This window comes from Streptomyces sp. NPDC101234 (genome assembly GCF_044767525.1).
Taxonomy (GTDB): domain Bacteria; phylum Actinomycetota; class Actinomycetes; order Streptomycetales; family Streptomycetaceae; genus Streptomyces; species Streptomyces sasae.
In genome coordinates, this window is sequence record NZ_JBIWOA010000026.1 from 24,228 (window position 1) to 43,181 (window position 18,954).

Sequence of the window (18,954 nt, forward strand, 5' to 3'; positions counted from 1 at the left end):
GGCTACACCTCACACCACTCACCCAGAGGGTGGTCCGCCGACGTCTGGGTGAAGTCGTGCACCAGATTCCACGCCCGGTCGACATCCAGGACAAAGTCGCCCGTGAACGCGGCGAGGTCGTCGATGATCGGGACTTCGACCTCGGCGCCCGAGGGCACGGTCCCATCGCCCATGAGCAGAGACACCCGCTCGGTGTCACTCACCAGATGGACGACCGCATGATCATCTCGGAAGGCCAGGGTCAGCACCGGGAACTCCCTGTTCGGCAACCGAACCTCGACGTACCCCTGGCCACGGGAACGCAGGTCGTTGAAGCGGTCCGACAGATCTCCCATCTCTGAACGTCTCTCAACCGGATGGAACAGTCCCGATTCCGGCGACGTCGCCGCCCACACCACGCTCATCCAGCCACTCTTCCCCACACAGGTCATCGCCCACGATCCAGGGGCACGTTCCCACGCTCCATCACGACACGACTACGGGGACTGGGGCGCATGATCGTGTTACGAGCTCTTAGGCAGTCCGGAACTCCTTCGAGTCACTCCATTCCCAGAAGGCTGTTCGATCCTGAATTTCACCTTGAACGGAATCGAAAATCGGCTGCATCACCGAAATCTCTGGTACGTCGATCGCGACATGGCGATCCCCATTCCACTCGCTCAAGAGCCCCGCGGATTCCACTGCCTCCTGGAGGGCTGATCGACTATCCTCCCGAGGTCGAGGTTCGGCGAAGAGCACTCTCAGGACACGGCGGCCAGAATTCCTGATCAAGCGGTCAACGACATCGGTTTTCCCGACCACATCGCCCAACGCTAGACCGTATGCATAGAAAGGAATACAACAGACCTCATAACTATCCCCTTCATTGAGTTCCCGAAGCCAAAGCTGCTCAAGCATTCCTTCAAGGTCGAACGGAGCCAAATTCACCATGGCCATGAAGTGGCTTTCACCTCTCCATGCAGGAGTTTCGTGACTGACGTACGTCACTCCATCAATCGCGACCTGCAAGACATCCTCCACTGCTAATTCAGAAATGGATCTGCGGCGAACCACATCGTGGCTCGCCGCATTTGGTCTACGGAATTACTCTAGGGTTTGACACGGTCGCCTTCATATTGGCTGGCCACCAAGAAGGAGGCCACTGAGCCTTTTCCAACCTCACATTGAGGGCGCGGTGATCAGCTGCGGTGTTCGGTGCTGCTGTCGGCGATCGACCGGAACAGCTCGCGAGCCCGCTGGCAGAACTGCTCGACCTCCGTGATGTCCGGCTTGTCACCGTCAGCCAGCATCCGGGCCTGGAGCTGCTCGGAGCGCAACCCGCCGTAGCGGGCCCGCACCTCAGCGGTCACCGGCTGGACCGCGATGTGCAGGTGCTTGCGCGCGTCGCGGCCGTGCGACCACATGCAGACGTAGGTCTGCTCGGGCTGGCACAGCGTCTCCACGACACGAGCGGTTTCGCGCAGCAGCGGGCCGAGTTCCGCCGCTGCCGTGTCGTCGAGTTCGGCGATGGCCACGACGTGGTCCCGCGGGCCGACAATCAAGGTGCCGAGATTCATCGGGCCGACGACGTGGTTCACCACCCAGGCAGCGGTCTCGTGCAGGACGCCCCCGGGCAACTCCCGGCGCCCGGTCAGAAGGTCACACCCAAGACACCCCGTTACATCCACGCCCAACAGCCTATACAGAGCTGGCAGCGATGAGGGCCGTCGGCCAACTCGGCTGATGAATACACCGGTTGGACTACGCACGCGATGAAGCTCCTGGTAGACGGGTTCACGACCAAGATCGCCCGTGCCGCCAGGAGCTTCATGTGCTTGTCTACCCGTCTGCCCTCGACCTGTCCACCCGGCACCTGCGGTTCCTGACCGACCAGTTGGCCGCGCATCGGGCGGCGCGTGGGACTCGGTGGCGCCGGCTGTCCGCTGGCCGCCAGGCGCTCCTGGTGCTGGCACACCTGCGCCTGGGGCACACCTACGCGCAGCTCGCGGCCGGGTTCGAGGTGGGCGTGAGCACGGTGTACCGGTACATCACGGAAGCCGTCGCACTGCTCGCGGTGCGGGCGCCCGACCTCGCCACAGCGGTGAGGGCTGCCTCGGCAAAGGCGTTCGTGATCCTGGACGGGACGCTGCTGCCGATCGACCGGATCGCCGCCGACCGGCCTTTCTATTCCGGTAAACACAAGAAGCACAGCATGAACGTGCAGGTCATCGCCGATCCACACGGGAAGCTGCTGTGGGCCTCGCCCGCCCTGCCCGGCGCCGTGCATGACATCAAGGCCGCCCGAACCCACGGAATCATCGGCGCCCTCACCGAGGCGGGCCTGACCTGCTGGGCGGACAAGGGCTACCAGGGCGCGGGCGGCACTGTGCGGGTGCCCTTCCGCGGCCGGTGGGACCGGCTCTCGGCAGGCCAACGCGCGGTCAACGCCGCGCACGCCCGCATCCGGGCCCTCGGCGAGCAGGCCATGGCGATCCCGAAGACCTGGCGCCTGCTACGGAAGTTCCGCTGCAGCACCACCCGAATCACCAGCCACGTCCAAGCCGTCCTCACCCTCCACCTGACCTGCTCAAACTGAGGTTGGCAAAGGCTCACTGGAGCACCCTTAACCCAGTCACCCCGACCTTTCAACCTCAGCGTCAACTACTGCCGTCACCACCACGCAGAAGCCCCGCCGATCCCGGCGGGGCTTCGCGTATGCGATCACATGCTCAGCTGTGATCGAGACCGAACTGCTTCAACTCTGGCCACGGCTCCCAGAGACCCAATCGACTAGCTTCTCGAACTCTGTCCTCAACTGGTCGGCATGCACGTTGGACAAGTGCTTCTCGCAGGGAGAGGGGTCGACCTCGTAGTCGATAGTCGACACCTGAACCTCGCCCGAATTCCAGACCGTCAGGTAGAACCCCCTCCCCTCTTTCTCTACATAGATCCCGAAGGATTTCTTCTCCGTACGCACCGTGGCATCGAATACCTGAAGCGTAAATCCTACTCCTTCAAGACGGGGACCCGATTCATGGATTCTCGCCCTGAGCAGGTCAGGTAGGGCTTCATTCATTTTCTGTCCACAATCCTGAGGTTCTCGAATGAAGGCATTTCTGGCGGCGGAAGGCCGCGCCTGGCATTGAGCTTCGCGTAAATCGGATGCTGCGGACCGGGTATCTGGGCCCACCCGGGTTCACCAGCAGGCTTCAGACAGGAACACGGCACATCGAACTCCGCGTATATCGACCCTGGCGCAGCCTGCTTCCGGTAGGCATCAGAGTTAGCGGGATGCGCTACGTATGTTGAAGTACCGCCACTTCCCGCTTGCACCTTCCCCGTGTCACTCATCGCTTGATACTCGTCTTCCGACATCCATCGGCCCACAGTGGCGGTGTCGCAATTGTGAACGAGTACCGGCGTCTGCCCCGCCAGCACATAGTACGTGTGGAGCTGCTGAACCGTGAGGTTCCAGCGGTTCGCGGCGCCGACTGTGGTTTTGAACGCCACGACGCTGACGTGGCCGTTGGTGGCTGTGGCTAGGGCGTCACCGGGCCGGACCCCGTTCGCAGGCACCCAGCTGTGGGTGGTGTCGTCCCAAAAGGGGTGGTTGACCGTGGTGTGAAGGGTTGCGGTGTGACCGTCCTTGGTGCGGATGCTGAGGTCGAGGAGGTCGTGGTCGTGGTTGATCCATATGCGCTGGACGGTGCGGGAGCCTTGATGTTTTCCGGTCTTCGGACTGGCGGCCTGGACTTTGTCGCCGACCTTGATCTTGCTGATCGGCTTGGTATTTCCGCCGGCCATCAGGACGCGGGTGGACGGCGCAAAGCTGCACATCTCCTCTTCCATACCAAGGCGACCTGAGATGGCGCCGAGGTCGCCCATCGATCCGCCGATCATTCCCGATAGCATCGCGAAGGCGAACAGAGTGTTTCGTGCACCGCACAAAGTATTGCCGGCGGCACAATCCACAACCTTGGGTATCACTGTTTTACTGACGGTCTGAGCCTGGCAGCCGTAATTCATGCCCATCGCGTAAACACAGCCTTGGGCAGTCGAGGAACTCGTATGTGCGGTGCCCGTAGAACTCTTGTGTGTTGTGCCGCTGCTGATCGGCTTGCCGTATCCGGGGTCGACTCCGCCGCCGGTGGGGTTGCCGTTCTTGGACAGGCTGCCGTCGGCGTGGGTGACGTTGCCGTTGCCGCAGCTGATGCCGTATTCCTTGCCGCAGGCGAGGCCCTCTCCGCTGGGGTCAGAGAAGGAGATGGGGTTGCCGCCACCGTAGGTGTAGCCGCCAAGTTCCTGTGTGCTGGTGGCGTTGAAGAGGGGGTCGAGGCTGATGAAGCGGCCGATGGTGGGGTCGTATTCGCGGGCGCCGATGTCGGTGAGGCCGGTGGTGGTGTCGGTGGTCTTGTTGAGGAAGGTGCGGTTGTCGGCCCAGGTGGTGGTGGTGCCGCGGGAGTTGCCGTAGGGGTCGAACTGGCGCCAGGTGGGGGTCTGCGCGGTGTAGTCGAGGGAGAGGCTGTTGGTGCCGTGCTGGTCTGCGGCGAGTTCGAAGCCGTAGCTGGTGCCGGTGCCGGTGCGGACGATGGTGGCGCCGCCAGGGGCGGTGTAGTAGCGCACGCCGGTGGCGGTGCCGGCGGAGTCGTTCAGGGTGATCTGTTCGCTGCCGAGATACAGGGTGGTCGTGCTGGGGTCGACCTGCAGGAGCAGGCTGCCGTCGGCGTCGTAGATGTAGCTGGTGGCGGTGCCGGTGGTGCTGTTGGAGACGTTGGTCAGCTGTTCGGCGTTGTTCCAGGTGAGGGTCTGGTCGCCGGTGCTGGTGCTGCGGGTATGGGTGTTGCCGGCGTCGTCGTAGCTGTAGCTGGTCGAGCCGGTGGTGCCGCCCGTGGTGGTGGTGCCGGTCAGGGTGTTGGGCTTGCCGGACCAGACGCTGTTGGTGACGGTGTCGCTGCCGGAGCCGGAGACGGTGTGCTGGGTCTGGGTGAGCCGGTTACCGATCTCGTCGTAGGTCCAGCTGGTCCAGTACGTGCCGCCGCTGATCCCATCGCCGACGGTGCTGTGGTCACTGCTGGACGGCGTCGCGCTGCAGGCGTCGGTGGCGGTCCAGGCGGTGGTGAGGCGGTCGAGGGTGTCGTAGGTGTAGCACTGGGTCTCGGCCGTGCTGCTGGAGCCGGAGCGGGTCTCGGTCTGGCGAGTGATGTTGCCGGACAGGTCGTACTTGTACGCAGTCTCGTCAACGCTCGCAGGAGTGGATGTGGAGCGGGTGACGAGCTGGTCGTTCAGCTCCCCGGTGTGTGCGTCGTAGCCGTCGGTGACGAGAGCGTACGAGCTGGCGGAGCCCAGCTGGACCTGGGCGACCTGGTTGTAGGCGCTGTACGCGGTGCCTTGCACGTAGCTGTAGGCGGTGGTGGCCAGACCGTCTGCTTCGTCGTCGTTGTTGTAGCCGTGGGTGACGACCTCGGCGGGCAGCCCGCCGCCGAGGGCGTAGCCGTCGGTCCACAGCAGTCCGTTCACGCTCGTGTAGGAGTGCGTGATCTTCCACGTCTTGCCCAGGACACTGCCCTGCGCGGCGGGCGGGATGATGGTCTCCTCGCCCAGGGACTTCCCGAAGACGTTGAAGTTGACGGCCTGCTGGATATAGGCGTAGCCGCCGCTGTAGGAGGTCGCTGTGGTGACGTGCCCGACCGGGTAGGTCATGCCGGAGATGGCGGTGTTGGAGTTGTCGTAGACCCAGGATGCGGTCTGGTTGCCGGGCGATGCGGTGGAAGCGTAGGCAACCTGGTCGGCCGTGGCTGCGGCGTACTGGCCGGTCTTCCGGTCGAGGGCGTCGTAAGTGTAGGAGACGTACTGACCGCGGGAGTCCTGGGCCTGCAGCAGGTTGCCGTCCCCGTCGTACGTCATGGCTGAGGTCTTGCCGGCCGTGGGGTCGGTCTTGGAGACCACCTCACCGGCCAGGTCGTACGTGTTGGTCCACACCTGGTTCTTGACGTCGGTGGTGGTGGACTGCTGATTGTGGCCGTCGTAGCCGTAGGTAGTGGCACTGGCGGTGCCGCCCGTGAGGTAGAAGATCCCGGTGGCGGTGTTCAGCGGCGTGGTCAGCGTGGGCGCGGCGGTGTACTCGTCGAGCTCACTGGTCCGGCCGAGCGGATCGGTGCTGGTCGTCTTGGTGACACCGCCGGCGGGAGGGATGACGGTGGTGGCATCGCCGTTGTAGACCGTGGTGCTGGTCGAGACGATCGAGCCGTTCTTCTCGGAGATGTCGTAGATCTGCCGGCCGAGCCCGTCGTAGGTGTACACGTCCTGGATGGGGACGCTGGTGTCGGGTATCGAGTCCAGGGCCAGCGTGGGGGTGGTGGTGGAGTCCCAGTAGTTGGTGTTCTTCTTAGCCTTCCAGCCGCGTGAGTCGTACAGGGTGTCGTTGATCAGACGGCCGCCCTGGGGGGTGTAGGTCTGGGTCTGGCGGGTGCGGCCGAGGGAGTCCTCGATGCTGACCGAGGTGAGGTAACCGCTGTTGTCGTTGAGGGTGTTGGTGACCACACCCGAGAGAGCACTGCTGGACAGGGTGTAGGTGTAGGCGAGGTTCGCCAGCGAGGTGGTGGCGCGGGAGTTCTTCCACACCGATGTGGCCCGGCCCAACGCGTCGTACTGAACAGTGGTAACCACATGGTTGACGTCGGTGCTCGTGAGGGTGAGCCCGCGCTCCGGGTCCAGTGTCGAGCTGGTGGTGTGGGCGACGCCGCTCACGGTGGGCGCGGTGACGGTCTGCCCGGTGGTGAGGTAGGCGGAGTTGACCGTGTAGCTGGTCGAGGTGGTGTTGCCGTTGCCGTTGATGGTGCTGGCCAGGCGGCGATAAGTGCTGTCGTAAGCGTTCTTCGCGGTGGTGCGCCAGGTGAAGGCACCTGAGCCGTAGTCGGTGGCCTTGCGGGTCATCGTAACCAGCCCCATGGTCGGGGCGGCGGACTGCGGGAACGTGGTGGAGAAGGTGGCGTCGTCGTAGAACGTGCGGGTGGTGGAGACGACCTGGTCCGGGCGATTGACGCTGGCGGGGGCACCCAGGGTGTTCAACCCGCTAGGCACGGAGGTGACGGTTCCCTCGGTGAAGCCGGAGCAGGCCACCGAGTCCTCTTCGGTGCCGGAGACGAGGCCGACGAGGTTGGCGCTGGTGTTGGCCGGGGCGTAGGTGGTGGCGGTGCAGCGGTCGTAGTTGGTGTCGGCCGGCACGGTGTGCGTGTAGGTGTAGGTCGGCAGGCCGAAGTCGTCGTCGCTACGGGTGGCGTCGTAGGTGGTGTCGGTCTCGTTGTACCGCCAGTTCGTGGTGCTGCCCTTGTCGGTCAGCCGCTGCCGGGTCCACTCCTCCGCGGTGGCGGTCGCGTTGGCGGTCAGGTCTGGCAGTCCGGACCGGGTACGGGTCGCGGTGGCGGCGGAGATCCAGTACGAGGTGATGGTGGAGTGGTCGACGCCTCCGCCGTTGCCGAGGTAGGAGGTGGACTCCAGTAGCTGGCCGGCGAGTTGCGGGGAGTCGGTGTGGCTGCCGCCCTGGGAGTCGGTCAGCGGCACACTCCGGGTCTTCGTGGACGAGAGCCAGTCGCCGTCCATGCCCTGGTAGTAGGAGTCGACCTGCTTGGTCTGGGCGTCACCGGCACCATTGCCTGTGGTGGTGGTCACCTGCTGGTAGCCGCGCCACTGCCCGTAGGTGCGGTACTTCGCCTTGGTGTTCTCGTCGTCGTCGTAGTGCCAGGCCGCACCGCTGTAGGAGTAGTCCGTCTCCTTGATCGCCGAGCCGCCGGTGGTGTCGGTCTCCAGGACCTCCTGCACCGCGTACTTGTTGAACCAGTCCAGCATCGGGCTGATGTAGCCGCTGGGCGTCCAGTACTCCGGCAGGCACGACGCGGTGTTCGAGGAGGGGGTGGCCGAGGTCGAGCAGGCGGTCGGCAGTGTGTAGGAAACGCCGGTGATCCCGCCGAGCTCGTTGGTGATCGCCGTGATGCGGTAGCGGAAGAGGCCCGGGTAAGTGGAGGTGCTCACCCGGTTCTCCAGTGCCGAGCCGGTGAACTTCACCGCCGGCATGGTGATCGACGAGGTCGAGCCGCCCGCCGTGGTGTCCGAGCCGGTGCGCTGGACCGAAGACAGCCACAGCGTCGCGCTGGTCGCATCCCCGGTGGAGGGCTCCGTCTGGGTCAGGGCGTAGGAGTCGACGGTGACATACGCGCTGGAGGAGACCGAGTACTGCTGGGTGGTGATGGAGGTCAGGCGGACGGTGGAGAAGAACGACGGCGCGTACGCGCTGCAGGTGGCCCCGGATGCGCAGACGAGGTCGTAGGGGACGTCCGGGTAGTAGGCGGCGTTGGAGGAGGTCTCCGCGCTGCCGCAGTTGGTGCTGGTGGAGGTGCAGCGCACCGACGTGTTGTAGACGATCTTGTCGGGGACGGTGCCGTAGGGGCCGGTGGCGGTGGTGAAGCCGTAGTCGATGTGCGCGAGGTAGGAGTCGCGGACGTACTTGACCTCGGAGTCCCCGTTGTGGGCGCCGTAGTAGTTGGTGTCCTGCTTGTAGTAGTACGCCATCGCCGCGCCGGTGGCGGTGGTGACGTAGTCCAGGTGCCACTTGTAGGCCATGGTGCAGTAGCTGCTGGTGGCCGTGGAGTTGTAGCAGGGGTCGCTGGAGTGGGCGGCATACACGCGCTCGGAGTCGACCGAGTTCGTCGTGTCGTTCCCGGATGCCCAGCCGGGCAGCTCGTTGCGGCCGAAGTAGTACTTACTGCCGTCCCGCTCTGTGATCACCCAGTACGACGTGTCATACGTACCGGACCCGTTCGACGAGCCCGTCACCTTCGACACGGTCGCACCGTTGTCGCTGGACAGCTTGTAGGTGGACGTGTCCTTGTCGTAGACGATCGACGTCGACGACCCGTTGAGGGACATCGTCAGGACCGGGCCGTCGTAGCACTCGTCCGAGGTGGTCACCGAGCCGGCGCTGCCCTCGGGCGAGTCGGAGCAGGGCGTGAACTCCTGCGCGACGAAGGAGTCCTGAGTGGTCCAGCCGTCACCCACCCAGGACGACTGGGCCTGAGTGTTGGCCGTCTTCCCGTCCACGCTGCCGGAGTCGTAGGAAAGCGACGCATCCGGCGCCAGCGACGTCGTGGCCGCCGGTGACTCCACCTCGTAGGTGTAGGTGAAGTCACCCGACGACCCCGACTGCCCCCAGGAGCCCGCGGACGACAGGGTTGACGCGTAGTTTCCCCCGGCTCCGCCCTCCTGTCCGGTCGAGTCGGTGGCCGCGATCACACTTGCCGCGCCGGAGGTCGAAGCGGTCTGCGCCGTTGCCGACTCGGAGACGGAACCGGTGTAGACAGCCGAGGCCGCCGACCCGACCCCAGTCCGGCGGTTGTCCATGGCGGCGGCGTTCTTCACCGAGCTGGTAACGCCCAGTGTGACTTCTGCGGATACAACCGTTTTCTTGGGGTCGTTGAGGGACGTCAGAGGCGTCTGCTTGCGGCACTTGGCGAGTTGAGGGGTGGTCAGCGCGCAGGCAGGCAGTTCCACCAGACGCAGTCGGGAAGCGTAGTTGCCGCCGACGGCCTGGCTGAACGCACCGTAGTCCAGGCCCACTTTCACCCGGCCCGAGCCAGACGCGGTGGCCTCGCCGCCCGAAGCGGCAGCGAGGGACCAGACCGGGCCGGATACGCCCAGTCGCGCGGACAGCGACCGCGACTTGATCGAGACCCCCAGCGTCGTCGGGCCGGCGTAGGTGCCCTTGCGGGGGGCTACAGCCTGCGCCCACACCGGTGTTCCAGCTGCGACGGCCTTGGAGCCGGTAGTCGCCGAGTGCTTCGGCACCGCGAGTCTCAAGGTGCCGGCCTTGGCGGCCGGCCACGCCGTCCGGGTCGGTACGACGGTGTGCCGGGTGGCAGTGGACAGACGCACATGCTTGTGTGGAACAGGCTTCAACCCCGTGACTGAACGGCCGAGATCCGCCTTCGGGTCCGCAGCCGACGTGGTGGACAGCGTCAGCGCCGTGGCCGTGGAACCGAAGGCCAGGCTCAGGCACAGGCACCAGGCCAGTACCGCGGCCCATCCCATCAGGAGCCTCCCAGCCATGCGCCGGTATCGCGCCCTTACCGCTCCGCTGCTTCCGCGCACGCGTCTACCGGACACGGCTCCCCCTCGTCGTGACGACATGCCGAAATACCGAACACACCTGGACTCAATGGCCGTACCAGTGATCGTTCGCCTGACGGAAAGAAGTACATGAAGGTTCAATCCAAATGAATAAGGAGTTAGAAAAAAACCATCCCAAGAAGATCCACAAACTTCACCAGAAGCGGACATCAACGGCATGTACATGCAGTGATCTAGGTCACATAGCCCCACGTCGGGCCACGCAAACCCCATACGGTGGCGCGGCCCCGACCAGCTCATATTGCGAACACACGCCCCTCATTCGGGCCAGTGTGCGACCCAACGAACCCCCACAAGATCACCAAGAGAATTTTACGAGTCATTGACTCTCCCGTGGGGTCAGCTAACACCGGTCGAGGGTAATGCCTGTGGAATTTCCCATCAGCATGAATATTTGGGGGAAAGAAAGTGCAAAAGAATTCGCGGACATCTCTGCCCCGTTCATGGGTGCGCCGCGCGATAGTCGGTGCTACCGCTCTCGCGGTCACCGGCGCCCTGGGTTTCCCCGGCCTCGCGCACGCGGCCACGTCGACGGCTCACGCCAACACGACAGCCCACACGGCTCACACATCGGCCGGCGTTTCCGCCGGGCTGAGTGAGGCACAGGCCCTGGCAAAGGCCCGATCCACCGGTAAACCGGTCCAGGCAACGGCCGCAACCACGGACTCCTCCACACTCACCGCGAACCCCAACGGCACGCTGACGCTCAGACAGACCATCGCCCCGGTACGCAAACTGGTCCACGGCAGATGGAAGAGCCTGGATCCGACGCTCGTGCGTCAAGCGGACGGCACCATCTCCCCCAAGCTGTCCACCAGCTCGCTCACCCTGTCCGGCGGCAGCACGAACGAACCACTAGCAACCATGCAGGCCGGCAGCAGCTCCCTGGCCGTCTCGCTCCCCTCGACCTTCGCCCTCGGGACACCTACCCTGTCGGGCTCCACAGCTACGTACCACGACGTCCTGCCCGGTGTGGACCTCGCGGTCACCGCGCAGGACACCGGCGGGTTCAGCGAAGTCCTGGTAGTCAAGAACGCCACCGCCGCGGCGAACCCCGCACTCACCGACCTGAACCTGTCCACCAAGGCCACAGGCGTGACCCTGGCCAGTGACACGGCTGGCGACATCACCGCCAAGAACCGCACGGGCCAGACCGTGTTCTCGGCCACCGCCCCCACCATGTGGGACTCCAGCCGACCTGCCACGAACACGCCGAAGACGACCGACCCGCACACCGGACAGACCGTGGACCGCCGCAGCGGCATCCCCCTCGCCTCCAGCCCCGCTTCAGCGGGCGACGCTGCCCAGAAGGCGAGCCTGAAGGCCGCCTATCATCGGGGGCACATCAGCCTGTCTCCCGCGCGCACCCTGCTGAGGGGCAAGCACACCGTCTACCCGGTCTACATCGACCCCACTTTCGCTGTCACCTTCACGCCCTCGAGCCAGACCGACACCGTCCAGGCGTGGGCGTTCGTCGACAGCGAGTGGCCCAGCACCGCGTTCTACAAGCCCGCCGCGTCCACTCCCGGCCCCTTGCACGTCGGCTACACCGACTGGACCTCCGACGTCTCCACCAACCGGGCCTACTTCCAGACCAGCATCCACAGTGGCGTCTGGAACGCGGACGACGTGATCTCCTCCAAGATCTCCTTCTACGAGAACTGGTCGGCCTCCTGCACCAAGGAGGAAGTCGACCTCTACGCGACCGATCCGATCTCCTCCAGCACCACCTGGAACAACCAGCCCAAGCACCTCCCGATCGCCATCGACCCCCAGACCGTCGCCAACGGCTGGTCCACCGACTGCGGTCCCGCGGACGTCACCTTCGACATCCAAAAGGTCATGGAGCAAGCCGCCGCCGGCAAGTGGTCGAAGGCCACCTTCGAGCTGAAGGCCGCCGACGAGGGCAACGACCTGGCCTGGAAGCAGTTCAGCAAGCAGGCCACCATCACCACCACCTACGACCACAAGCCCGACACTCCGACCTCGCTGACCACCAGCCCCTCCACCAGCTGCTCTGCCGCCACCCCCACCTCGCTGGGCCTGGGTGACGTGACCCTGCGTGCCGGGGTGTCCGACCCGGACGGCACTACCAGCCCGCTCACCGCGAACTTCACCCTGAAGAACATGTCGAGCGGCACCACCTACACCCGGGCTATCCCCGCCACCAGCGGTACCCCCGCAAGCACCCTCTACTCCCGCACGAGCAGTTCCGGGCCCTTCCAGGCGCTGACCGCGAAGACCGAGTTCGCCTGGTACCTCACCGTCACCGACCAGCGCCTGACCAGCAACCAGTCCAAGACCTGCCACTTCTACTACGACCCCACCGCACCCGGCGCCCCCACCATCAGTCCCGTCACGTCCTCCACCAGCCAGTGCACGGAGCTCACCGACAGCCCCTCGGGTGACAGCCTGTGCACAGTAGGCACAGCCGCGAGCTTCGCGATCACGGACACCGACACCACCACCGCTCCCGGCAGTTACCGCTACCAGCTCAACGGCGGCAACCCGGTCAGCGTCCCGGCAGCCACCAGCAGCCCCTACACCGCCACCATCTCGCTCAAGCCCACCACCCAGACCGACGTCCTGACCGTCACCGCCGTCGGCACCAGCGGAAACATCGGAGACACCGACGACTACCGGTTCATCGCCAAGGCTCCCGCCACCGCCACCAACGACGACCTCAACGGCGACGGCAACGCCGACCTGCTGACCGTCGGCGGCAAGAACTCCCTGCCCGCAGGGCTCTGGCAGGCCACCGGCGCGGGAAGCGGCAAGGTCGACCCGGTCGCCCGCAACGTCGGCATCGACGGCAACGGCATCTCGACCACCCAGACCGCCACCTCCTTCACCAGCACCCAGGCCATCACCGGCCACTTCTTCACCGGCTCCGGCTTCAACGACGTCCTCGACTACTACTACGACACCGCCACCGGTGCCATCAGCGGCGAGATCCTGCGCGGCCAGGGCGACGGCACCGATCTCCAGCCCGTCGACTCCCTCCCCGTCACCAACTCCGCCGGAGTCTTCGCCCTATCCGACGCCGCCGGCAACGATGACGGCACCACCGCCGGCACCACCACTGCGGCCACGTCCATCGCCAGCGGCGGCAGCCTGTACAACACCCTCAACGGCTTCACACCGACGGGCTACCCGGACCTCCTCCTGCTGATCAACGGCCACCTGTACGACGAATCCGCCGACAACGGCCGGGGCAAGTACACCGGAGCCGACAACGCCATCGACCTGGGCAACTACAACCCGTACTGCCTCGCACAGAACACCAGCACCACCACCAGCTGCACCGCCGACTGGACGGGCTGGACCATCACCAGCACTCTCAACGCCAACGGCCTGCCGGAGCTGTTCGCCCGAGACACCAGCGCCAACCACACCAGCGACCCCTCCGCCGGCCAGCTCTGGTACCTCAGCCCCGACAATCTCCAGGCCCTCGCGAACGGCGCCTCCGCCCTCACCTCCGTCGAGGTCGCCACCACCAGCTGGGACTCCGTCAGCCAGCCCACCCTCCAGGCCGCCGACATCAACAACGACGGCACCCCCGACCTGTGGACGGTCAGCAACACCGGCACCGCCACCGCCTATGAGATGACCCTGTCCGGCAGCACCGCCACCCTCACCACCCCTATCCCCAACGGACAGGTGCTGAGCACCGACACCCACGACTGGCCGCTCAACGACTACGACACCACCGCGCTCACCGCAGACGACTCGGCCAGCAGCGCGATCGCCCTCACCGGAACCAGCGGCGTCACCACCCCCACCGGCGGCCTGTTCAGCCCCGACGTCCAGCTCGACTCCACCGACCACGACTACCTGGAGGGCAGCAAGGCCCTCGACCTGGCCAAGTCCTTCACCGTGTCCATCTGGGCCAACCCCACCGACTACGGCGGCACCGTCCTCTCCCAGAGCGGCCTCACGGTGTACCTCAGGCCCACCGGCTCCGGCATCCTGCTGATCCCCACCTCCAGCGGCTGGCAGTTCAGCCTGAACACCACCCCGGGCACCGCCTCGACCTTCGACACCATCACCGGCGGCACCGTCCACCTCGGCACCTGGGCCCACCTGACCGCCACCTACGACAAACCCACCGGCGTCATGAACCTCTACGTCGACGACGTCTTCGTCGCCACCGGCAACCACACCGCACCCAGCACCGGCGCCAGCGGCAACTTCGAGCTCGGCGACGCCTTTGACATCTCCGCCAACACCAACGCCACCCGCATCGACTACTTCAGCGGACAGCTCGCCCGCGCCCGCACCTGGACCGGCTCCGTCATACCTCCGGCGCAGCCCTACACCCCGGCCGGCTACCACCAGGCCGTTACCCCCACCCGCATCCTCGACACCCGCAGCAGCAGCGGCCTGACCTACACCAGCGGCATCACCGCTGGCGCCAGCACCGTCGCCTCCGGCTCCGTCACCCAACTGATGATCGCGGGCGACACCGTCACCACACCCGTCAGCGGCGCACCCGCCAAAATCCCCAGCACTGTCACCGCCGTCGCCATCGACGTCACCGCCACCGGCGAGACCGACCACGGCTACGTCACCACCTACGCCGACGGCACCCAGCGCCCCGTCACCTCGTCCACCAACTTCACCGCCAGCACCACCAGAACCGGCTACCAGATCGTCCCCGTCGGCAACGACGGCAAGATCGACCTCTACACCCACCTCGACACCAGCAGCGCCACCGCCGCCCTCATCGTCGACGTCACCGGCTACTTCACCAGCGACCCGTCCCTCACCGGCAACCAGACCTACACACCGCTCACCAGCCAGGTCCGCGCCCTGGACACCCGATCCAGCGTCGCCCACACCAGCCTGACCAGCACCGGCACCGTGGCCGCCGGCACCAACTTCACCCTCCAGACCACCGGCCTCAACGGCATCCCCAGCAACGCCACCGCCGTCGCCGTCAACCTCGCCGCAGCCAACGCCGCCGGCACCGGCTTCCTCCAGGCATACGCCACCGGATACGCCCCCACCGCCGACACCAGCCTCAGCTTCAACCCCGGCAACGCCATCGCCTCACTCTCCGGCGACGTCCCCATCGGCACCTCCGGAACCATCACCATCTCCGTCCACAGCAGCGCCGCCGCCGTCATCGCCGACATCTCCGGCTACTACACCACCAGCACCACCGGCCAGAAATTCCACACCATCAACCCCACCCGCCTCGTCGACACCCGCAGCGGCATCGGCGGAAGCACGGGCGTTGTAGGCCCCCTCGGCACCTACAACCTCACCGCCAGCACCACCCAACACGTCACCACCGCCACCACACCCACCCTCGCCGCCATGCTCACCGTGACCGACACCGCCGGCAGCGGGTACGCCATCGCCTACCCGACCGCTGTCGGCAAACCCGCCACCAGCAGCCTCAACTGGGGCACCGGCGACACCCTCGCCAACCTCACCCTCACCCCCACCGACACCAGCGGACAGATCAGCATCTACAACAACAGCGACGGCAACGCCGACTTCATCGTCGACACCAGCGGCTACTACACCTGATCAATCCATCCCGCCGATATGGTGGGTGATTCCAAGAGGTCGAAGGCCCTCGCCGTGAGGCGGGGGCCTTCTTCCATGTGGGGTCACGAATAGTTCAACGACATGCCGTCATCCCTCAGGTCGGCGGCAACGAGAGCCCCGGGGCCGCGTACTTCGGCGGTCGCGCGTACCCCAGCAGCCAGCCGAAACGCGGCGACAGGTGCTCCTCGGCGAGACGGAACACGCCGTAGTACGCGAAGGTGACAACCGGCGTCAGGACACCCGTGACCGCAGCGGCGTCAAGGGCGAGGCCATGGCGCAGTGCGAGCGCGACGAGCCAGCCGACGGCGGCCGGAACACCTGTGCGTACCAGCGAGGTGAAGAGGTTGTTCATGGAGTCTTGCTCCTTGGGCTGATGGGAAAGTCAGGAAAACAGTCGGCACCAGATCTCGGGCCCGGGGTAGCCGTCGGCGTCGGATCCGGTCCACGTCTGGGCGCGCTGGAAGGCCGCGACGTTGAGGCGGTTCGCTTCTCCCCAGTCGCGGGACGGTCCGACCCGGTAGTGCTCGCCGTATCCGCGACGGACGAGCTGCTGGCCCAGCAGGAAGATGGAGGCGTTCGACTTGTCAGGGCCGAAGGCGCTTCGGCCGGGGAACGCAGGCGGGCCCGGCTTGGGCGTCGTCGACGTGGCAGTCAGCCATTTCGGCATCGGGCCCGGATCGGTGTGCTGGTTCTCGGGCGTCTGACCGTGGCCGTAGTGCCCTCCCTCCGTCTCCCAGGTGCGCTCGTCGCGGTTCGCCTTCCAGGTCGGAGAGCCCATCGGCCAGGTGTCCGGCACTCCCCAACTCCGAGCCCAGGCCAGGACCTTGTCGAGACCTTTGGCCGGGGTATCCCGGACAGTCGCGTACGACTTCCCGTTCACGCGGCAGTACGGGAAGAACAGCGTCTCGACTTGGAGACACACCTTCCCGGTGCGCGGTTGGTCCGGGTGCCGCCGGCGGTGTCGACGACCGACTTGGACCGGCTGTTCGCCGGGTAGAACTGGGCGATCCTGCCCGTGAAGGGATCCCAGAGCAGATGCGGCGCGACTGCCTTGCCGCCGCCGGTGAAGTACTGCACGAGCTTGTCGAACGCGACGAGATCGGCGGGCTTGGCCGCCGTGGCGTTCTTGTCCCACGTGATGTGCCAGATGACGCGTGGGTCGTACTGCGTGTCGGTGGGTGCGGTGTCGCTGAGCGGGTGCCGCTCAGCTCCAGGCAGCCAGAGATCAGGCATGGCGCGTTCCTTGTTCTCCCCCGCGCCTGCTGTTCTGAGCCTACAGTCCGAGCTTGCCGGTCACGATCGCGACGATCACTCCCACGACGACCGGAGCCACGAGCGCAGTGATAGCCAACCGCCTTACGCTGCGGGTCTCTTGGCGTTCCGACTCGCGTTCGCGCCGTATCTGGGCGACGTCGTCCTCGACAGCTTTGACCCGCACTTCGTCGGTGCGCCGATCGGCCTCGTACTGGATCTTCGTCACCATCTCGGCAGTCCATCCAGCAGTCCCTTCGTCTAGCGGAAGAGCCCGGCATCGAGGCCGTGATCAACCGGCTGCGGACCGACCGTGTCACCCTGACAGAGCGCATCGCCAAGGTCGGGCTCGCACACGAATGGAGCTACGCCCACACCGCAGGAGTGCCCCTGGACCCTGGCAGACAGGAAGCCCGGGCGTCGTGCGACTCCGATGCGCCGATCTCCTTCCTCGTGGCGCCGGCGTACCTCGTGAACGGGCGCATCTACAGCCGCCAGCTCGTCTATACCGGATGACGGACAGAGGCCCCATGGCCGTGGGCCCCGATCCGTCTTGTCCCTGGCGGCGGGAGATTACGCCGACGACCGCCAGGCCTGTCAGCGGCCAGATCCCGCTGCCATGATCATGACGGGGGAACCTCCTGCAGTGTGCCGAGCGCGCGTGCCAGGCGGAGGGCGAGGCTGTTGCCTTGGTCCGGGCCGTCGGCGAAGCCTCGGCAGATTGCCGGCAATTCGGTTCCGAGGGTTTTGTGGCAGACCACGTGCCCCTCGATCTCGCGGGCCCGGCTGACCATGGATGCGACACGTCCGGGCTGCAGGTGCATGAGGTCGCCCGGATGGAAGATGCAGGTGTCGCAGCGGCGGGCGCATACCCGGACGGTGCCGGTGAGCAGGTCGGCGACCTCGTCGTACGGCTCGGCGCCGTCGGGCTCGACGCCGCCGTCGTCGAAGGCGTGCCGCATCGTCAACTCGGCGTCGCCGCGCGGGGCATGCCGGTTCATCGTCGTCCTCCGCAGCCCGCGTGCCCGCAGCCTCCGCAGAAATCACCGTTGTTGCACGGGCACGGGCAGGACCCCCTCATGTGGCTCCGCGGGGCCGTCTGTCGTCCCGGGGCCGGGGCGAGCTTGGCGGACGGCAGGATGCTGTGGGGGTCGGGTGCCGTGTACCGGATGGCCACGGTGAGCAGGCCAGCGCGGGCCGTACGCGGGAGTCGGTCGAGGGCCTGCAGGTAGTCGCCGCGTTAGGGTCGTCCGCCGTGACGGGGATCTTGCAACGGGCGAGCAGTCGTGCGGCGGCCTCTGCCACGGCCCGGGTGAGGGCGTGCGGGTCCAGGTGTTCGCCGTCTTCGGCCTGCACATGGTCTGCCGCGCGGGCCAGCAGGCCGGCCAGGGGCGGGTCTTCCTCGTTCTCGGAGGCGATAACGAGTGAGTGGGCGCGCAGGAGGATCTGGTGCACCAGCGTGGGGTGCTGCGGCATGTCGGTACCGGGCATGGGGGGAGTCCTTCCAGAGCAGGCGGGCCGGGGGTCCTGGTCCGCGAGCGGGTGCGGGGCCCGGGTGCGGGGCCCCGCATGGTCAACGGCGCCTGGTCACAGCCTGGTACGGCGTACTGCTGCCTTCAGCAGGAGGAGGCGCTCAGGCAGGGGGCGTCGGTCCAGATCCCTCATCCGGGTGCGGAGGTCTTCGTCGAAGGGACTGGTCACACGCTGGGGCGTGGCCAGGTTCAGCAGGCAGGCGGCGGCCTCATCGACCGTGCCGCCCAGCGAACGTGTCCGACCGCCAAGGCGGTCATGGTCGTAGAGCTCGACGACGAGCTGGGCCAGCAGGTCGTCCAGGGGCGGGACGGATTGGTCGGGGTGGTCGGACAGGCGGTTGTGGGTCTCGGTGAGCAGGCGGTGGGCAGCGATGCTGTGGTGGGCGTTCACGACCGGTTCTCCTTTGTACGGATGTGACGCGTGGGCGGGATGGGGGCCCGCGTGCGGGCCCCC

14 protein-coding genes are annotated in these 18,954 nt (G+C 66.2%); 3 read left to right on the top strand and 11 right to left on the bottom strand.

Annotated features, from left to right (window positions below):
• Positions 1 to 2: 2 nt before the first annotated feature.
• The 3 genes from ACIRR9_RS37460 to ACIRR9_RS37470 all read right to left on the bottom strand — a co-directional run bounded on the left by ACIRR9_RS37460 (position 3) and on the right by ACIRR9_RS37470 (position 1,667).
• Positions 3 to 404 (bottom strand): hypothetical protein, encoded by a 402-nt coding sequence (locus tag ACIRR9_RS37460; RefSeq protein ID WP_403761464.1) that lies wholly within the window; start codon positions 402 to 404, stop codon positions 3 to 5.
• 109 nt (positions 405 to 513) lie between these two features.
• On the bottom strand, positions 514 to 1,008 hold the full coding sequence (locus ACIRR9_RS37465; protein ID WP_403761466.1) for a DUF4265 domain-containing protein: 495 nt from the start codon (positions 1,006 to 1,008) through the stop codon (positions 514 to 516).
• 170 nt (positions 1,009 to 1,178) lie between these two features.
• Positions 1,179 to 1,667 (bottom strand): HIT family protein, encoded by a 489-nt coding sequence (locus ACIRR9_RS37470; protein WP_403761469.1) that lies wholly within the window; start codon positions 1,665 to 1,667, stop codon positions 1,179 to 1,181.
• Between the two features lie 143 nt (positions 1,668 to 1,810).
• Here ACIRR9_RS37470 and ACIRR9_RS37475 point away from each other — a divergent pair, with 143 nt between their 5' ends.
• Positions 1,811 to 2,575, top strand: a complete 765-nt coding sequence (locus ACIRR9_RS37475; protein WP_403761472.1) for a transposase family protein — start codon at positions 1,811 to 1,813, stop codon at positions 2,573 to 2,575.
• A 159-nt stretch (positions 2,576 to 2,734) separates the two neighbouring features.
• On the opposite strand, the gene ACIRR9_RS37480 is transcribed toward ACIRR9_RS37475, so the two are convergent.
• Both ACIRR9_RS37480 and ACIRR9_RS37485 read right to left on the bottom strand, forming a co-directional pair.
• Positions 2,735 to 3,055, bottom strand: coding sequence for a hypothetical protein (locus ACIRR9_RS37480; RefSeq protein ID WP_403761474.1), 321 nt, complete (start codon positions 3,053 to 3,055; stop codon positions 2,735 to 2,737).
• Complete coding sequence (locus ACIRR9_RS37485) at positions 3,052 to 10,059, bottom strand: RHS repeat-associated core domain-containing protein (protein WP_403761477.1); 7,008 nt, start codon at positions 10,057 to 10,059, stop codon at positions 3,052 to 3,054. The genes ACIRR9_RS37480 and ACIRR9_RS37485 overlap by 4 nt, the downstream gene beginning before the upstream one ends.
• Before the next feature lie 546 nt (positions 10,060 to 10,605).
• Here ACIRR9_RS37485 and ACIRR9_RS37490 point away from each other — a divergent pair.
• The gene (locus ACIRR9_RS37490; protein WP_403761480.1) at positions 10,606 to 15,696 is read left to right on the top strand and encodes a LamG-like jellyroll fold domain-containing protein; all 5,091 of its coding nucleotides are present in this window, start codon (positions 10,606 to 10,608) and stop codon (positions 15,694 to 15,696) included.
• A 115-nt stretch (positions 15,697 to 15,811) separates the two neighbouring features.
• Here the strand turns inward: ACIRR9_RS37490 and ACIRR9_RS37495 are convergent, their stop codons facing one another.
• The 4 genes from ACIRR9_RS37495 to ACIRR9_RS37510 all read right to left on the bottom strand — a co-directional run bounded on the left by ACIRR9_RS37495 (position 15,812) and on the right by ACIRR9_RS37510 (position 17,200).
• Positions 15,812 to 16,069: a hypothetical protein gene (locus ACIRR9_RS37495; RefSeq protein WP_403761482.1), complete on the bottom strand. Its 258-nt coding sequence runs from the start codon at positions 16,067 to 16,069 to the stop codon at positions 15,812 to 15,814.
• 30 nt (positions 16,070 to 16,099) lie between these two features.
• On the bottom strand, positions 16,100 to 16,495 hold the full coding sequence (locus tag ACIRR9_RS37500) for a peptidoglycan-binding protein (protein ID WP_403761485.1): 396 nt from the start codon (positions 16,493 to 16,495) through the stop codon (positions 16,100 to 16,102).
• A 98-nt stretch (positions 16,496 to 16,593) separates the two neighbouring features.
• The gene (locus ACIRR9_RS37505; RefSeq protein WP_403761487.1) at positions 16,594 to 16,950 is read right to left on the bottom strand and encodes a hypothetical protein; all 357 of its coding nucleotides are present in this window, start codon (positions 16,948 to 16,950) and stop codon (positions 16,594 to 16,596) included.
• Positions 16,951 to 16,990: 40 nt separating this feature from the next.
• Positions 16,991 to 17,200: a hypothetical protein gene (locus ACIRR9_RS37510; protein WP_403761490.1), complete on the bottom strand. Its 210-nt coding sequence runs from the start codon at positions 17,198 to 17,200 to the stop codon at positions 16,991 to 16,993.
• A gap of 56 nt (positions 17,201 to 17,256) precedes the next feature.
• Here ACIRR9_RS37510 and ACIRR9_RS37515 point away from each other — a divergent pair, with 56 nt between their 5' ends.
• Positions 17,257 to 17,484, top strand: coding sequence for a hypothetical protein (locus ACIRR9_RS37515; RefSeq protein WP_403761493.1), 228 nt, complete (start codon positions 17,257 to 17,259; stop codon positions 17,482 to 17,484).
• A 107-nt stretch (positions 17,485 to 17,591) separates the two neighbouring features.
• Here the strand turns inward: ACIRR9_RS37515 and ACIRR9_RS37520 are convergent, their stop codons facing one another.
• Together ACIRR9_RS37520 and ACIRR9_RS37525 are read right to left on the bottom strand one after the other, a co-directional pair.
• Entirely contained in the window at positions 17,592 to 17,969 is a 378-nt protein-coding gene (locus tag ACIRR9_RS37520) for a hypothetical protein (RefSeq protein WP_403761496.1), read from the bottom strand.
• A gap of 586 nt (positions 17,970 to 18,555) precedes the next feature.
• Positions 18,556 to 18,891 (bottom strand): hypothetical protein, encoded by a 336-nt coding sequence (locus tag ACIRR9_RS37525; RefSeq protein WP_403761499.1) that lies wholly within the window; start codon positions 18,889 to 18,891, stop codon positions 18,556 to 18,558.
• Between the last annotated feature and the right edge of the window lie 63 nt (positions 18,892 to 18,954).